The 16967-nt window shown below is 43.7% G+C and carries 17 protein-coding genes; 1 reads left to right on the top strand and 16 read right to left on the bottom strand.

The genetic code is table 11. The features are described 5' to 3' along the window. Positions 1–6 precede the first annotated feature (6 nt). The 11 genes from M301_RS06495 to M301_RS06545 all read right to left on the bottom strand — a co-directional run bounded on the left by M301_RS06495 (position 7) and on the right by M301_RS06545 (position 11058). Positions 7–3441, bottom strand: coding sequence for a DUF6701 domain-containing protein (locus tag M301_RS06495; RefSeq protein ID WP_238524686.1), 3435 nt, complete (start codon positions 3439–3441; stop codon positions 7–9). A gap of 208 nt (positions 3442–3649) precedes the next feature. Further along, positions 3650–4102 (bottom strand): hypothetical protein, encoded by a 453-nt coding sequence (locus tag M301_RS06500; protein ID WP_013147972.1) that lies wholly within the window; start codon positions 4100–4102, stop codon positions 3650–3652. Then, on the bottom strand, positions 4099–4926 hold the full coding sequence (locus tag M301_RS06505; protein WP_013147973.1) for a type II secretion system protein: 828 nt from the start codon (positions 4924–4926) through the stop codon (positions 4099–4101). The genes M301_RS06500 and M301_RS06505 overlap by 4 nt, the downstream gene beginning before the upstream one ends. Beyond that, the gene (locus M301_RS06510; protein ID WP_013147974.1) at positions 4910–5524 is read right to left on the bottom strand and encodes a type IV pilus modification PilV family protein; all 615 of its coding nucleotides are present in this window, start codon (positions 5522–5524) and stop codon (positions 4910–4912) included. The genes M301_RS06505 and M301_RS06510 overlap by 17 nt, the downstream gene beginning before the upstream one ends. Continuing rightward, on the bottom strand, positions 5514–5993 hold the full coding sequence (locus tag M301_RS06515; protein WP_013147975.1) for a pilus assembly FimT family protein: 480 nt from the start codon (positions 5991–5993) through the stop codon (positions 5514–5516). The genes M301_RS06510 and M301_RS06515 overlap by 11 nt, the downstream gene beginning before the upstream one ends. Before the next feature lie 15 nt (positions 5994–6008). Then, entirely contained in the window at positions 6009–6485 is a 477-nt protein-coding gene (locus M301_RS14765) for a prepilin-type N-terminal cleavage/methylation domain-containing protein (RefSeq protein ID WP_013147976.1), read from the bottom strand. A 78-nt stretch (positions 6486–6563) separates the two neighbouring features. Next, positions 6564–7139 carry a prepilin-type N-terminal cleavage/methylation domain-containing protein gene (locus tag M301_RS06525; protein ID WP_013147977.1) on the bottom strand — a complete coding sequence of 192 codons (576 nt, stop codon included), beginning with the start codon at positions 7137–7139 and terminating at the stop codon, positions 6564–6566. A 35-nt stretch (positions 7140–7174) separates the two neighbouring features. Beyond that, a complete protein-coding gene (locus M301_RS06530; protein ID WP_013147978.1) occupies positions 7175–7645 on the bottom strand; it encodes a hypothetical protein in 471 nt (156 codons plus the stop codon). A 23-nt stretch (positions 7646–7668) separates the two neighbouring features. Then, on the bottom strand, positions 7669–8895 hold the full coding sequence (locus M301_RS06535) for a type II secretion system F family protein (protein WP_013147979.1): 1227 nt from the start codon (positions 8893–8895) through the stop codon (positions 7669–7671). A 15-nt stretch (positions 8896–8910) separates the two neighbouring features. Beyond that, positions 8911–10614 carry a GspE/PulE family protein gene (locus tag M301_RS06540; RefSeq protein WP_013147980.1) on the bottom strand — a complete coding sequence of 568 codons (1704 nt, stop codon included), beginning with the start codon at positions 10612–10614 and terminating at the stop codon, positions 8911–8913. 174 nt (positions 10615–10788) lie between these two features. Continuing rightward, entirely contained in the window at positions 10789–11058 is a 270-nt protein-coding gene (locus tag M301_RS06545; protein WP_041359372.1) for a hypothetical protein, read from the bottom strand. 192 nt (positions 11059–11250) lie between these two features. On the opposite strand from M301_RS06545, the gene M301_RS06550 reads away from it, so the two are divergent. Continuing rightward, entirely contained in the window at positions 11251–11463 is a 213-nt protein-coding gene (locus M301_RS06550) for a DUF3820 family protein (protein ID WP_041359905.1), read from the top strand. A 55-nt stretch (positions 11464–11518) separates the two neighbouring features. Here the strand turns inward: M301_RS06550 and M301_RS06555 are convergent, their stop codons facing one another. The 5 genes from M301_RS06555 to M301_RS06575 form a co-directional block, all read right to left on the bottom strand. After that, entirely contained in the window at positions 11519–12364 is an 846-nt protein-coding gene (locus tag M301_RS06555; RefSeq protein ID WP_013147983.1) for an ABC transporter permease, read from the bottom strand. After that, a complete protein-coding gene (gene proV / locus M301_RS06560) occupies positions 12361–13599 on the bottom strand; it encodes a glycine betaine/L-proline ABC transporter ATP-binding protein ProV (protein WP_013147984.1) in 1239 nt (412 codons plus the stop codon). The genes M301_RS06555 and proV overlap by 4 nt, the downstream gene beginning before the upstream one ends. A gap of 99 nt (positions 13600–13698) precedes the next feature. After that, entirely contained in the window at positions 13699–14838 is a 1140-nt protein-coding gene (locus M301_RS06565; protein ID WP_013147985.1) for an FAD-binding oxidoreductase, read from the bottom strand. Then, entirely contained in the window at positions 14838–16145 is a 1308-nt protein-coding gene (locus tag M301_RS06570) for an aromatic ring-hydroxylating oxygenase subunit alpha (protein WP_013147986.1), read from the bottom strand. Before M301_RS06570 ends, M301_RS06565 begins: the two co-directional genes overlap by 1 nt. A gap of 33 nt (positions 16146–16178) precedes the next feature. Beyond that, positions 16179–16964 carry an electron transfer flavoprotein subunits alpha/beta gene (locus tag M301_RS06575; protein ID WP_013147987.1) on the bottom strand — a complete coding sequence of 262 codons (786 nt, stop codon included), beginning with the start codon at positions 16962–16964 and terminating at the stop codon, positions 16179–16181. Positions 16965–16967: the final 3 nt, after the last annotated feature.

A 16967-nucleotide genomic window follows, 5' to 3' on the forward strand; every position in this document is an offset into this window, starting at 1 on the left:
TTACTATTAAAAATTTTCACGAAGGTAAATAACCGGTGTTTTATATATACCGAATGTTGCCCGCGATGTTGTATTGGTGCCAAACCACGATAATCCGCTGGCGACGGCATTAGTTTCTGCGGCGCCTGTACAGGTTTTATTATTTGGTGCAGCACTTACACTGCCAAGATTTAAGGTTAAATCTACCGTTCCATTGTTACCAGAACCGGGTCTAGTTAACCGTAGTTGTTTGGAGACTCCGTTGACTAATGCACCACTACCGCTGCTATAACCAAGTTGCGTTTCACAAGCCGTTAGATTGTTTCGGTAGTTACTCATCGAGATACTAGCGGCGGGAAGAATAGTGCAGCTATCTTGCTGATTTCTGATGTACGACGTGCCGTTCCAGTATTTGGCTTCTACAGGCACCGGTAACGCCAGTAACTCTGATCCATACACATTTGGTAAGCGCAGGAGACCACTACGAATATTAGCGGTGCCTTCGGTAGCTAAAGATGAGTTGATGTTATCGATGTCTGTAGCGCGAAGTTTTATGGCGGTTGGCACTGTAAGTTTGCTAGTAAATGTGTAGCTAGGCGTTACTGATGTTGCTATTCCCGCTGAATATGCGCTTAAAGAAATTGCGGCATTATTCAAGGTGCCTACAGTAGCGCCGCTTGCATCTGAAAGGGCGGTTGCTTTTGCAAAATTTGGGCTAGTATTACTTGATCCGTCATAGTTTATGGTGACTGCGCCAGCAGCATTTAAGGCAATTGTTTGCACCGTAAATGGCTGTGCAGAATAAGTATAGCTACCAGTGTTACAGCCTTGCGTGACTACTGTATTAAAATGGTCAGGTGTAAATCTGCCAACATTGCCTGCGCTGTTGCACATTGTACCGCCAGTACCTGTGTTGCCAGTAGCCGTTAGCCCAGAACCAAGGTAATTAGCACTAGTGAGTGTGGCGGAGAGGTCAATATTACCTACTTCACTCCATTTGAGCGTGTTACTGCTTGCGACACCATTAGTAAATGCACCTAAAGCGCCAGTGAAGTTGCCATTCACAGCAGCAGAACCAGTAGGTTGGCATTTAGTAAATGTTAAATTGACACCTTCAGCAACATTCTCTTTAGCAAAGTTTGGCGTAGCAGCGCCAGCTGCATTCTTTGCCGTGACTGTAGCGCTAAAGTTATTGCCAGCTTTAATTGGTGCAGCCGTAACACCAGTAATAGCAAAGCTTGCTGGTGCCGCAATAAAAGTATCTGTACCTGCCATATTGAGTCCACCGACTAAATATTTTGCATTCAATGTCATATTGCCTACGTCTGCATATTGCAGTGTTGCTGTTGCGCTACCTGTCGCATCAAATGCCACACTAACAGCTCGACCAGTGCTATCACAAGCAGCACCAGTGCTATTGCTACTGTTAAGTGCATTGCTATTGATTCTAATAGGTAATGTACCAGTAGTAGGGTTGGTATAAGCACACGTAAAGCTAATACTTTTACTGACGCTGGCAAATGCTGGGGTGCAAACTAGGCTGTTATCGGCCTTTTTTACGGCTTTAATAGAAAGTGTTTGGCTTGTTTCTGATACATGATTAGGAACGTCAAGCAGAAACCCAGCTTCTAAAAAGTTTAGATTGCTATCGCAAGTCGTGCCTGATGTGTAATCAACTGGTAAACAAACAGCGCCAGTACCAGTTTTTTCTGTAATTGAGCCTGATAAAAGATTGATATTCAATGCCTCAATGAATCCATTGGTGAGTCCTAAAGTGATACTAGATTCATTACTAAACGTGTAATTACCAGTACCGCCACCAGTGTCATTGACAGGGTTTATGGAGGATACGCTAGACCATGTGCCATGATTCGTACTGGTAGACATCTGCATGGTTGTACCTGCAAGACTGAATAAAGCATGTGTCGCATCGTGTGCTTCAATCACTATATTTGCTGCATTGCAGCCTACCACTTGCCCGGCATGCATGATGTGGAAATGATCTAAACTGGTGCAAGTCGTGCGCGTAATGGCCATATCAGCGGCGGCTTGGGTTGCATTTATCTCTTTTGCGTAGATATATATTTCATCAATAAAGCCATTTGCACTATTGGGTGAGCCGTTAGCAGGTGTGATGCCACTACTGCGGTTGTCGCCGATATAAATGGTACTTAGCGCAGCAATACTGCCGCTAGAAGTTGTACGAAACGGGGTGGTGGTATTGGTAGTGACTAATGCACCATCCAGAAAAATTTGTTGTACAGTTTGATTGGTACCAACTTTGATATTCCAGCTAACACCTACATGATGCCATGTACCTGCTGCAAATGTACTGGCAGTGGTTGCCTCGGCTATACGTACAGCGCCAGCACTATCTGTGAGTACAAAGCGTAACTTACCACTGGTTAATTTCTCTAAGAAAAATGGTTGTGCGGCAACTTTGGTTGCATCAAACAACATCGCGTCTGACGACGCTGCATTCCAAGCCACATTAGATTTATACCAGAAATCAACAGAACCTGTACCTGCGGGCGTGATAGGCGTAGCAATTGCATCTATCACTGTGTTTAATACATTGCTGGTAAAACTTCCGCCACGGCAAAGCTTTCCCGACGCTGTACTAGTTGGTGTTCCCACGCGCGAAGCATCTTGGCTATTGCCTGATGTGTCTTTAATTTCGCCAGCTACCCCGAGCCAAATGCTCTCATCCAACCGATATTCTGCAGTTTTAGCCGCTAACTGATTGGCGGGATACCATAAAATAGTAGTGCCGTTTGTCGTATCAATAAAATTTTGTTTAAAAGCATATTGGGTTGAATCTGTTGTCGTGAGTTGAACCCCAACGGTTGCGGCTGAACCATCACTACTGCCTGTGGTGTAGTTGTATTTAAAGTTACCATTCACGCCAGTGTTACTTTCAAACAGAGCAATTTGAAAGTTGTAGCGCGCCGTTTGGTTGTAAAGTTTGACATTACTCCATGAAATAACAAATCGCTTTTTACCGTCAGAATCAGTGAGTAGTTCATATTTAACGGCTGCGCCTGTTGTGTTATCTGCCGTACCTGCCACGATGTCAGTCCAGTACGCTACCATTAAGTTTTTAGGGGTGCCACTAGTTGTACATCCTGTGTATGCTGCGGCCGCAGTGCTAATGGGTAAAGCTACGTTCGTATAGGTACGATGATAACCAGAGGTATCTGTACCAAATGCCAGCATGCCGTTTGAGTAAATACGTACGCTGGAATAATTAACGCTACCAAATGTAAAGGTAAATCCCGTAGGAAAAGTAACATCAGCCCAGTCATCATCCCCCGCAGGAAAGTCCGTACATGCTGGGTTTGGACTAGTGGTGTGCCAAGTAACACTGGTTGCGGTAGCGGTTGGTGTGTCATAGCTAAAGTTATCATTTAGATAGGCGTAGGTAGCGGCATGGGCAATGCTTACGACGAATAGCGTACTCACTATCAATAGGACGGTACACCAATATAAAACTGGTTGTCTGTTTAACCTAATGTGCCACAAAGCCTTCATTAATACCCACAATCCTTCATATAAATTTCCCACTACAGGTAGAGTATGTAGCGTTTTAATAAATTTAATTGTTGGATTAAAGGTGGTTTTAGGCTTTATTTAGCGCGCTTATTGGATGCTTTCGATTAATTACAGTGGCTTAATTACATTGGTAGTTAGGCACTTCATCCGTGCCTAGACATTTGCTTACGGTGAGTTGTATTTGTCGCTGTATGTAATTAGCTGTACCAACTGCACCGAAACTTGCAGTAGCACTAATGTCATACATGGCAATGGTATGGTCTGTGCCTTGTTCGTTGTAATCGGCAGATCTACCACACGTAACGCTTACTACAAAATTATCGATACTCAGCGCAGTAGGGCTAGCGGGGCAGTTTACTAAGGCGGTGCTGCCCGGATTCAATACTTGGTAGGCAGCCCATTCAACCCCAGCTCGAGCGGCTTGATAGGCCTTGGTGCCTTGAGTGTCTTGCAAAGAAGTATTTTGCTGTACGCTGGTAATATTCAGTGCATAAGCGCCCAGAGCCGCTAAAATTACCAATATAAATATTGCGGCAGGCAGAAGAAAACCTTGTTGTTTAATTGATTTCATGGCGAGTTCACCACATTGACTTGATGCATTAAAGTCACAGTTGCAACATCTTGTGTAAAACCTAGATAGATTGTGATGACGCCACTTCTTTGTAAAACGCCGGGCACATAATTCACTTGGCATGTGGTTAAGCCATTTGCCAGTATTCTAGCTGTTGCAAGACCGTTGAGAGCTGCAACAGTGGATGGCTGGTTAACTTGAGTAGCATAGCCGCTATACCTTAAAAGCACTTTATTCGTCATATCACAAGCATACGAAACTGGCGTGGAAACGATAAAGAAGCGGCTAGAGGGCGACTCTTGTGGAAATGTACCACCGCTAAAGCTTAATACGCTGAGGTTTCCCGTTGTTTGTAAGGCACGACTATTCGTACCTTCATAGACATCAGAACCTGGAATGCCTAAATTGTAAATTACTAATTTATCACCAGCAGATACCGACACACTTGGCCCGAGTACATCAAAAGTATCTGCTGAAAGAGAAAAGTCCAGTGGATTGTCGCTGGAGGAAGCGCCAACAGACGCGCGATATCTACCAGCTGAGTTCACGGGAACGAATTCTATGAAGCTGTCGGCACCATTAACATTTGTGCGTACACTGTTTGGCAAAGCATTACGAATATCACGCGCCATACGACGCAAAGCTGTATCGGCGCGATCGGTTAAATTAGCACGATTTTCGCTATCAATAAATGCTTGGGTAGGGTTGCGAATAAACAAAGCCGCACCTGCTGCAAGAATTCCCACAATAGTGATGACCACGACCATTTCGACTAATGTGAAGCCGGCATAGCTTTTTGAGTTCGGTTTAAATATTGGGCGCATATCTAAATCTATAGCCTGTTAATGTCACATCGGTATTCGCTGGTCCCGTTACACGTACTGCAATTTGCAATACCGCACTTAGTGGAAAACCTGCAAAGGGCGCTGCGCCACCTACACGGGTAACAGTTACGGTTGCACTGTAAGCGCCTAGCCCAGCTAATGGAGTACTGTTACCTGGGCTGCAAATGCCAGCGCAGTTAGCATCTGGCATGGCAAATCCACCATAATCGGCCACGTTGTCAAAAGGATTGATGGCGCTGTAACGGCTTTCTGAATTGGGGCTAGGGCTGGTGAGTGCTGCACCGCCTTTATCTTGAGATGAAGCTGCGCCACCAGTACAGTCAGCGGTTGTTACGGCGGTTGCGGCATTGGGGTCTTCTGGGTCGCATAACGTAAACGATTGTTGTTCTATTTCTAGTAAAAGTGATTCTGCAATTGAAATAGCTTGTTTACGTACTAGCGGATCGACGCTGCCTTTATTAGTGATTTCAAGCACTTTAAGTACGCCAACCAAAGCTACGCTAACAATGACCATAAACACGACCAGCTCGACTAATGTGACGCCAAGTTGAAACCGTTTTTCTCGATTAACGTACATAGCCAGTTTCTGCTTCTACAGTTATCACACGTATTGATTCGCCTGGTACAACGGCATTTGTAATGGTAAAGGTAGCCGCAGCGTTTGGCACTGGTCTGCCTAAACCATCAAAACCTATGGTGCTAACAGGTGCAGTGATAGTTACATTATTCGACAATGTTTTTGAGTAGGCTGCTTGGGTAGCAGGATCAGTCACTGTGCCAGTTGAAGCTAAACTGCAATCTGCTGAATTACGATAAGTTAAAGTCACAATTTTTGTTGTTGTATCAACACTCATACATACCGTCGTTCTCTGCGCGATTGCGGTTTTTTGTGCGTAACGTAAAGCAGAAACCAAGGTACTAAAACTACCACGTGCATCGAAAGCATCTACGCCAATAAAGCGAGGCGCTGCAATAGCGGCAATAATGCCCGTAATGACTATCACAGCGACAAGCTCGACTATGGTGAATCCAGATTCTCGCTGCATAGCGTTTTTTAAGTGTTAGCAGCCAGATGATGTTACTACAACCTTACCTGCATTTGCAGCTGTTGTAGTGCCATCATCATAGGTTAAAGAGCAATTCGCTACCGCAGTTGTAAAGTCATATTTGATAACCCCAGCTGCAGCTGTACCAGGAGTAAACCCATCGGTTGATTGAAGCGCTTGTGCGATACCAGCCGTGGTTGGAATGCCAGTATTAGCTGTAACTGTAACTGATGTTCCGTCTGCCATTGTTGCTGTTGTACCAGTACCGCCAGCAGCAAAATAACGCGCTTGAACTACACCAACTGCTGAGCGCATTCCGCCAGCTAAACCATTGATAGACGCTGAACGAGCGCTATTAGTCAAGTTAATAAATCTTGGCAAAGCCGTGGCCGCCAAAATACCCAAAATCACAATTACCACTACAAGTTCAACTAATGTAAAACCTGATTGCCCTGCACCTGATTTTGAAAAACCAAATTTTTGCTGTTTCATTTTAATGACTCCTTAAAAAATATAAAAATTAGACTACATTTACGCGTTAAATCTAAATCAACTAAAAAATCTGTAACATTAACAACCCGTTGTCACAGCTGGCGTAATGACTGGTGATGTGTTGGCTGAGGCTGGCTCTGTATAAGTGAATTGGCAATTAGCTGGAGTCGGTGCGCCTTGAATTTGGAAAGTCGCAACTGTGCCAGTTTCTGTGTAGTTATAGCCATCGCCATTCAGTTCAGCCAAAGTTGGGTTAAATGAAGTAGTTAGACCTGCAGCCGACAACAAGCCTGCTGTGCCGATAGTGGTTACATCTGGATAGCTAAATACGACGCCAATTAGTCCTGCTTCAGTACAAACATTAGTGGTGTTGTCTGCAGTACCGCCACCGCCAGGGCAAGCAGCCGCATCAGCTAAATTGTTTCTAGCCAGTATGGTGGCATGCACTAAAGCTGAAGAGGCGGCAACGCTGCCTCTAGCGGCATTAAGTTTTGCAATCCGCGCATCTTTTTGTAGATTAGTAAATCGTGGTAAGGCGATGGCTGCCAAAATAGCCAGAATTAGAATCACCACAATCAATTCAATTAAGGTGAAACCCTTGGCATGGTTAATCTTTGTTAGATTAAATGCGCTAAAGTGTTTAGTGTTGTTCATTATGGTGTGTCCTTTAAAAATAAAAATCTATCAATTTACTTCTGTACGTTTTTTACTAAATCTAAACCACCTACTGTTAATAATGAGGCTTTTGCCTGCCCAGATGTTTTGCTGAAGCTATATCTAGCAAGGCTGCCATCATTAAATACATAAATCAGTTGTTTCTTTGTGGTATCAAAATACCAAATTTCTTTCTTGTTACTCGGCGCCTCTGAAAGCTCTCCTATATAGTTCTTTGGCTTTTCAGCCATTAGCAACATTGGGTTGCTATTTTGTAATGCTGCGTTGTCCATAGACTGATTTTTGATGCTTTTGTGCACCCAAGCCTCAGCCAAACTTAAGCGAAAACTATTTAACTCTGTTTCAACAACCAGTCTTTCAATATCTTGTTGCACCTTGTTTAAATAACCTAGTAACAAGGTCGCCAGTATCGCAATCACAGTCACCGTGACAGCAAAGTCGAAACGATGCGTACTTGGGGCATGCCTTGATAAATGTGCAGCCACCTTAAATCTTTACAGTTTGAGCTTTAGCCTTTGTGTAGCGCCACATTGCCCAAATCCCAAATCGGTAAGAAAATACCCAGCGCTAATATCAGCACCATTACGCCTAAGAACACTATCAATATCGGTTCAATCTGCGCCCCTAGTGTTTTAATCTCGTATTCAACATCGCGCTGATACATATCGGCGACTTCCTGCATCAAGTCATCTAGCGCGCCAGACTCTTCGCCAACGGCTATCATCTGCAATACAATTGGGTTGAATACTCCGCTGTTCGTTGCAGTACGTAAGATGCTTTCGCCGCGCTCGACACCTTCTCGCATTTGCTCAATCTTACTTGCGATATAATCGTTATCGGCAGTTTGCGCCACTAACTTTAACCCGCTGGTAATAGGCACGCCACTTTTGCTGGCTAATGCAAAGCTTCTGGCAAATCGAGACATGGTGGCTTTATGAATAATCTTGCCAGCAAGTGGTGTACCAAGTTTAAATTTATCCCATTTGAATTTTCCGACAGCAGTCGCGATATAAGAGCGGAATAAAAAGACGGCGCCGATAATGCCCACCAATAAATATGGCCAAGCGGCGACCATAAAATTTGAAAATGCTAATAAAATTCTGGTCATTAAAGGTAGTTCAGCACCAAAGCTCTGGAATACTTTGGCAAATGCTGGAATCACAAATAGATTCACCACAACGATAGCAATACCCATCGCTATGACGACAAAAGTAGGGTAGCGTAGAGCAGATTTTATTTGGTCGTGCATAAAGCGCTCGAACTCAAGGTGATCGAATAAGCGTAAGAACACGGTATCTAACATACCTGTAGTTTCACCCACGCGTACCATGTTGATATAAAAGCTAGAAAATACTTTTGGATGCTGTGATAGGGCGGATGAAAGCTCGCGTCCGCTGCCTAAACTTTCACGAATATTACCAATGACACTAGCGAAAGTCTGGTTGTTGGTAGAAGCCTGCAAGCCGTTCAGAGCATTCATAATGGGAATGCCAGCTTTCAGCAAGGTGTAAATTTGCCGACTAAACAACATCACATCTATTGTTTCGATTTTCTCTTCAAACAGTTGAATCGAAATATTTTTTGAACTTGAAATGGATTCTTTAGCCAGAATTTCTATAGGCGTAATATTAAGGCCAAATAGCTGGCTTGCCAGCGTGCTGCTGTCTGGGCTTTCCAATACGCCTTGCACTAAAGCGCCTTGTTTATCGCGACCTTTGTATGTGAAAAATGGCATCTAGTTTTCCTAAGCCTATTCTTCAAACTGATTGCTGATGCGCATGGCTTCGGCAATGGTTGTGCGTTTTGCAATCACTAAATCTACGGCACTTTTACGCAGCGTTTTATCTGCCATATGTTCTCTGGCAAGCTTAATAAAATGATTAGGGTCGTGGTTGCTAGCGGCGTCAATCAGTTGGTTATTCATTTCTAGCAGCTCGTAAACACCTACCCGACCTTGATAGCCTGTACCGTTACACATGCTGCAACCTTTGCCATGCACATAACGATGTTGTTCTACAGTATTACCAAGCTCATGTTTTAGCCATGCATGCTCGAATGGTTCTGGTGTGTAAGTTTCGGCACAGCCTTCACACACTAATCGCAACAGGCGTTGAGCCACTACAGCTAATATCGACATCGCCACCATATAACGTGGTGCGCCCATATCGATCATACGAATAGGCGTGCTAATAGCATCATTCGTGTGTAGGGTAGAAAGCACCAAGTGACCTGTCATGGCGGCTCTTAGGCCAATTTGTGCGGTTTCTTGGTCGCGCATTTCGCCGACTAAAATAATGTCAGGGTCTTGCCTTAAGGTTGAACGCAGCACACGTGAGAAAGTTAAATCAATTTTGTCATTTACTTGTACTTGGTTAATACCTGACAAACGATATTCAACTGGGTCTTCAACGGTGATAATTTTGTTTGAAGTTGAATTTAGTTCATTCAGCGCTGCGTAAAGTGTAGTGGTTTTTCCGCTACCCGTTGGCCCTGTGACTAGCACCATACCGCTGGGTCGATGAATCAGCTTGCGGAAGCGTGCCAGCATATCAGCAGGCATACCGAGTTTTTCTAAAGAGAATCCGCTGGTATTTTGTATTAATAAGCGCATTACAACCGCTTCGCCATATTGCGTTGGCATCGATGAAATACGCACATCAACTGGCTGATTTTTCACTTTGACTGCAAAGCGACCATCTTGTGGCAAGCGCTTTTCTGAAATATCTAATCCAGACATCAGTTTTAAGCGCAATGCCAAGGCCGATGCGATTTTTAAATCTGCCTCGGTTTGCAAATGCATCACGCCATCAATTCTAAAGCGGATATGTAATCGTTGCTCTTGTGGTTCGATATGAATATCAGAAGCGCGAACTTGAACGGCATCTTCAAAAATGGTTTGCAATAGCTTAACAACAGGCGCTTCTTCAGCACTGCCACCCATGCCCATCGCGGCAAAATCAATCGCTGACTCGCCTAAATCCTGCCCTAACTCTAAAGCTAGATTTGAAATTTCATCAGTACGTCGATAGTTACGATCAATCAGAAGTAGTAGGGCGCTTTCTTGAATAACGGCTAGCTCAATATCTCTGTGTAGCAAACGTACTAATTCGTCATAAGCAAATAGGTCGGTAGGGTCTACCATGCCGACTAAGTAGCTACTGCCTTTGTCTGCAAGCACTGCGCAGCGTAGGCGGCGCGCTTGCGCTTCAGGTAGTTTATTGATGACTTCAGGTTTGGTGCTGAACTGCTGCAAGTCTATAAATGGTACTTTTAACTGACGCGCCAAAGCCTCAGAAATCTGCATTTCTGTGACGTAGCCTTTATCCACAAAAATACGACCCAGCTTGCGACCGGTGCGTTTTTGCTCATCCAGTGATTTTTCTAGATCATCCGCAGTAATTAAATTTTGCTGAACTAGGATCTCACCAAGGCGAATCTTTTCAGGACGTGCCATTTAAACCTCATTTATATTCGTACAGGCTCAAATATAAACGGGCTGATAACAATTCAATTGTGAGAATAAAGAGGGGTTTTGCCTTGAAATCTAAGTTGCTGACTGGTGATGGTAAATTCCGACTCCGTTAAGAGCCAGGTTGTTGCTCATATTAAGTGAACAAACGCGACGCTACTATTTACTGCTATTCCATGCGCGGTCTAACAGCTTTTGTTTTTGCTCTAGTAATGCTTTTGCATTTGTTAGTTTCACTTTTTTTGCGGCTTGTTCATCTTGTAGCTCTTTTAAACGCGCCTGCTCATCTTTGATGCGACTTTCTTGTAAATTGACCGCATAGCTCACGTCATCATAAGCTGTTTGAGCTTTATCGTAATCCTGTCGTGCTGCCGTGACGCTGGCTTGCTCTAGAGCAACATCCTTGGCCAGTACTGGGATTGAGGTCATTAGGCACAGCAAAATGAATAGGGGTACTAGTGTTGATTTTAAGCTTATCATCGGTCTTTATCCTGCGGCTTGGGTTGATGTATCAAAACATCAATAATATGGATAATTATGCTGCAAAAAGCCTATGGATGTAAAACAGATTGTTGTTTTAGCTCGGGTTATAATGCCAACAAAACCAATGTTAAAGTGAATATGAATCCCGACGACTTACAACGCTTAGTCACAACAAATATGCCGTACGGTAAATACAAAGGCAGGCTGATTGCAGATTTGCCTGGACAGTACCTTAATTGGTTTGCGCGTGAAGGTTTTCCTAAAAATGAATTAGGTCGATTGTTGGCTTTAATGCAAGAAATTGACCATAACGGTTTATCACCATTACTTGAGCCTTTACGCAAAAGTTAAGGTCAAATTCCTGCAGTTTTTAATCATTAATTAGCTCAAATACCTCTGAATGGAATTACTTCGAACCATTATTCGCTTTTCGTTTTACCCCAAAGCTTTCAGTAATTCTATCTAACATAATAGCTAGCAACACTACGCCTAAGCCACTTTCAAATCCCAAGCCAATATCTAAGCGTGAAATGCTAGATAACACGTCATTACCTAAGCCTCCAGCGCCTACCATAGAGGCAATAATCACCATAGATAATGCCATCATAATGGTTTGATTGATGCCAGCAAACAAGGCTGCCATCGCGCTTGGTATTTGTACTTTCATAAGCAATTGTGTTGGCGTGCAACCAAAAGCAATACCGGCTTCTACTTGCTCTTTATTTACCTGACGAATACCTAGTGACGTGAGTCGAACCACTGGAGGCATCGCAAAAATAACGGTGGCAATCACGCCTGGTACTCGACCTAAACCAAAGAACATTGCCGCTGGAATTAAGTAAACAAATGCTGGCATTGTTTGCATAAAGTCTAAAACGGGTCGAATAGTGGCTTCAGCTTTATCATTCCTGCCCGCCCAAATTCCAAGCGGAATACCTACCGTTAGGCTAATTAATGTGGCGGATATGATGAGCGCAAGTGTAACTAATGTTTGAGCGGTAAAGCCCATATTGTCGATTAACCACAGTGATGCCGCGCAGAATAAACCAAACTTCCAGCCAAGTCGCCAATAGCCTATTGCTATAAATAGGATGGCGAACAGCCAAAAAGGGATGGCTTGCAAGCCATTTTCAATACCTGCGGTTGAGCTATTGATAATGGCACCCATGCCATTAAATAAGCCATGGTCATTAACTTCTAGCCAGCCTACCGCACCCGCAACCCATTCACCTAGAGGGATTTTATAGCTCATGCTTTTTTCTCCTTATATAGTTTGCGCAGTAAGACTGTTTTAGTGATTGCACCCAGATACTCGCCGCTGTAACCAATGACTGGGAGCGGGCAGGCGCAGCCAACCACTTTATTCAGGACTTCATTCACAGGCGTTTTCCCAGGAATAGCAAAGTCTCCTGGCAATAACGCGTCACGCAGTTTTTTACCTTTTTGATTCATACAGTTGGTCAACGACTCTGCAGAAACTACCCCTACTACTTTTTGCAGTTCATCTAGTACAAAGGCGTAATCACGGTTAAATAAACGCATGCGAGCAAGTGCTGCACTGAACCCCGCTACCAAATCATCAGGGCGATCAAAAATGGTGACTTCTTCTTTTTGTGCCACATCTTTGGCTGTGAGGTATTTGTTAACATCCACACCGGTAAAGAATGCTTTTACATAGTCATCTGCTGGACGTTGAAGGATGTCTTCTGAAGTGCCGACTTGCACGACGCGGCCACCTTCCATAATACAAATACGGTTGCCGATGCGAAGCGCTTCATCAAGATCATGAGAAACAAAAACAATGGTACGTTTTTGTTCTTGTTGAAGCTTCATCAGCACATCTTGCATTTCAGTGCGGCGTAAAGGGTCTAATGCAGAAAACGCTTCATCCATTAACATGAGTGAAGGGTTTACGGTAAGTGCGCGTGCAAGTCCAACACGTTGCTGCATGCCGCCAGAGAGTTGAGAGGGTAAATGTTTGGCAAAAGTATGAAGACCAACTTGCTCTAGCACTTCCATAGCGCGACGCTCACGCTCAGCCAGATTGATACCAGCGATTTCCAGTCCAAATGCTGCATTTTCGACTACAGTGCGGTGCGGTAGTAAGGCGAAAGACTGAAAAACCATGCTCATGTCTTTGCGACGTAAATTAAGCAGTTTGTCTTTGCTCATTGCTGCGACGTCTTCGCCATCAACAATAATATTGCCGGCAGTCGGCTCGATGAGTCGATTAAGTAGTCGAATTAAGGTGGATTTTCCTGAACCAGAAAGCCCCATAATGACAAAGATTTCACCTTTGTTAATTTCGAAAGAGGCGTCCTGTACACCAACTACTTGTCCAGTTCTTTTGAGGATTTCATCTTTATGCAATCCTTCTTTCAACATCTGTAACGCAACTTCAGGTTTATTACCAAACACTTTATGCAGATTTCTGACGACCACTTTTGCTTCAGTTGTCGGTGTATTTGCAGATTGTATGACCCCCATCTTATTTCCCCTTTACTACAAAAATGAAGCTATTCCTAAAATGCTAAATAATGGTTTTAACCTAAAATTTATTTCTCGATTATCTATTCGGCTATCACGCTACTTTTCTATCACTAAATTACTTAAAGGTTTAGAGCAGCAGGGTAGAAACATGCCCTGATCTATCTCACGCTGACGAATCCCGCCACCATGTTTCATATCCACCTGACCTGAAACTAACTTACTTTTACAAGTACCGCACAAGCCTTTACTGCATGATGATGGCAGCCTTAGGCCTGCTGCACGTGCAGCATCTAGAACAAACTGGTCTGGTGCGCACTGAATGGTCGTGCCGCTTTTGCTTAATTCAACTGAAAAAGTTTGTGCATTATTGTGGTGTGATTCAGTCTCTTTATGATGAGCGTTTTCTTCAGCTTGAACAGCTGCTTGCGTTTCAACTGGCAGTTCGTCAAAAGTAAAGCTTTCTTCATGGTAATGCGCCATGTTGAAGCCTGCAGTAGCGAGTAAATTCCGCACTGAAGCCATATACGGCGCTGGGCCACAGGTAAACACTTCACGTTCTAGAAAGTCTGGAGCACTAAGTTTTAGGTTCTCTGTAGTCAGCATTCCCTCAGTGATAAACTCAGGCTGTAAACGCCAATTGGGCGATTTATCGACTTTTGCGCAAATATATGCTGGTTGGAAATGCGTTTGATTGAACGCCATTAAATCAAGCTCATGCTTAAAAATGATGTCTATTGGTGATCTTGCGCTATGCAAAAATACAACATCAGCATCTTCGGCTAGCTCATGAAAAGAGCGTGCCATCGACATAAGCGGCGTAATACCAGAGCCGCCTGATAAAAATAGATACTTCTGCGCAGGGTGAAGCACGCAAGTGAAATCGCCCGTTGGCCCTAACGCCGATATTGGCGTGCCAACTTTCATATTGTCATGTAACCAATTTGATACGATGCCATTAGGCTTACGTTTAACGGTAATCGAAATCACGTGTGGGCGATTTGGGGAAGATGAAATCGTATAACTACGATTGATGATTTCGCCATCAATGGTAAGTTCTAGGGTGATAAATTGCCCAGGTAGAAATTTGAATACGCTGGCTTCTTGCGGCGTAAAGAAGAAACTTTTAACGTCATGCGTTTCTTGCCTAATCTGGCAGCAAACTAGAACATTGTTCTTGTCGCTATCCCATTGTGGCAAGTTAGCGTCCCAAAGCTGAGGCGTATTCCTTGAGTTCATTAGCGACACACCATAATCGGCACGGTTTTAGAGTTAGCCGCGGCTTGTTTCTTAATGAATTCAGGTTTTTCCAGCGTTGCTTCTAAGCGTTGTATATACCAATTGGTAAACTTCTCTACTAATTCTTCTGTATAAGGTGAGTAAGGTCCTGGCTCATACCATTCACTATTTGCACCACGTTGAGTGCGCTCAACCAAAGTTGAATCTTGTTTGTTAGTTGCCTGCCAAACTTCAGTGATTTTTTTCGTTTCGTAATCTACGCCTTCAACAGCATCTTTATGTACTAACCATTTGGTGCGCAATAAGGTGTGTTCAGCATCAATCGGCAATACGCTAAAAGTCACAATGTGGTCACTCATAAAGTGGTGCCATGAGTTAGGTTGTGTCCAAAACGACAATCCACCTAAGTTACGCTGGGTTAAATCGCCCAGTAGTTTTTGACATGCGACATTACCATCCATTGTTTGTGATTCACCTGCTTTATCAAGTGGCAGGCGCTGAGTGCGATAAGCGGTTGCGCAAGAGTCCAGCAGATCAATTTCAGCAGAGGGTAACCCGCAGGATTCCCAACGTTTACCTTCTGTCTCAATCAGGTCGCGAAACTCTTGTACTTTTTCTGCGTTAGCTGGCGAAGGCTGATAACCAAAGCCATACTCATAAAGTGAAATAGTGAGTTCAGGGTGATTTGCCACACAGTGATAACATTCGCGGTTATTTTCCATGGTCAACTTCCAGTTGCCATTTTCTACAATATCTTCTTGCCAAATCACTTTGCAATCTGCAACTCGATGAGGTGCGATATACGGCTCCATTGCAGCGCGCATTTCTTCAAAATCGGCAGGCGGTTCGTCAGCTAAGCAGATGAAAATCAAACCAGCTACGTTACCCACATGCACAGATTTTAGGTTGTGGTCATTCGGGTTAAAGGCTTCGCCCATGTGTTCGGTATAAATAAGTTTGCCAGTTAGATCATAAGTCCATTGGTGATACGGGCACACTATATTGCCTACGCTACCTTTGGCATCGTCACATAATTGTGAGCCACGATGGCGGCATACATTGTGAAACGCTTTAATGTTCATGTCATCGTCGCGCACGATAATCACTGAATTACTGCCCACATCAACCGTAATGTAATCACCTGGCTCTGCAATATCTGGTTCTACTGCTACATAGATCCAATGCTGGGAAAAAATCGCAGCGACATCTAAATTAAAAATATCAGAGTTCAAATAAAACGGCGCATTGAGTGAATGTCCTTTGAGACGATTTGTAATCATTTTTTGGATGTCTGATGAAATAGTCATGAAATTTCCTAGCTTAATTTTCGTTCAATTACATTAAAAGTTGATAAGACGATGTTCACGCAAATAGCCCAGAATAACTTGTGCTTTTTCGACAGAATTTCCATTATTTACGACAGCGCCACCTTTGCTTTCACTCGAAATGGCTGACATCATGCGGTCATGTCCTGATTTATTTTCAGGTGCTTTTAGTTTGATTGGTTTGCGTATCGACGCTAGTGTTTGCCACTGCGTCTTATGGACACTTGTTGAAGTTGAGGTGTAAGGCACTGGCAATGTTTTTATTGCACCTGAAATCTGACGCGCATATGAAAACTTCAAACTAGCGGGTGCTAGCGGGTGAATTGCAATAATTGCTGGCAACTTCACTGTGACATGACGGCGTTTTCCCTTAGGCAAGAATTGAAGCACCTCAATAGTGTTAGCCTTCACTTTAATGGCTAATGCATTTACTACTAACGGTATGCCAATTTTTTCAGCTAATAAATAAGGTAATAAGCTACTATCCTCACCACTTTCCGCACGACTGCCTGTTAAAATTAGGTCGGCGTGGTTTAATTGAGTCGCTAAGCAATCTACGACATCAGTATCGTCTGAGATGGGAATCACATCGATTTGACCAGCACCAAGCGCTAAGTACTCGCTTAAGGCTTTGTTGTCTGGGTTGCCTGCATGCAGTACATGGTGTTTTGCTGAGATTGATTTTGCCATGTCTAATCCGATAGTCATAGCAAGGCTATCGTTATGGCAGTGGCGTGGCTCTCCGCTCACAGGATGTCGGCCAGCTGAAACCAATGTTGTAATGTGCTTAATAATATTCATTGA

It is taken from the genome of Methylotenera versatilis 301 (assembly GCF_000093025.1).
GTDB classification, from domain to species: Bacteria; Pseudomonadota; Gammaproteobacteria; order Burkholderiales; family Methylophilaceae; genus Methylotenera; species Methylotenera versatilis.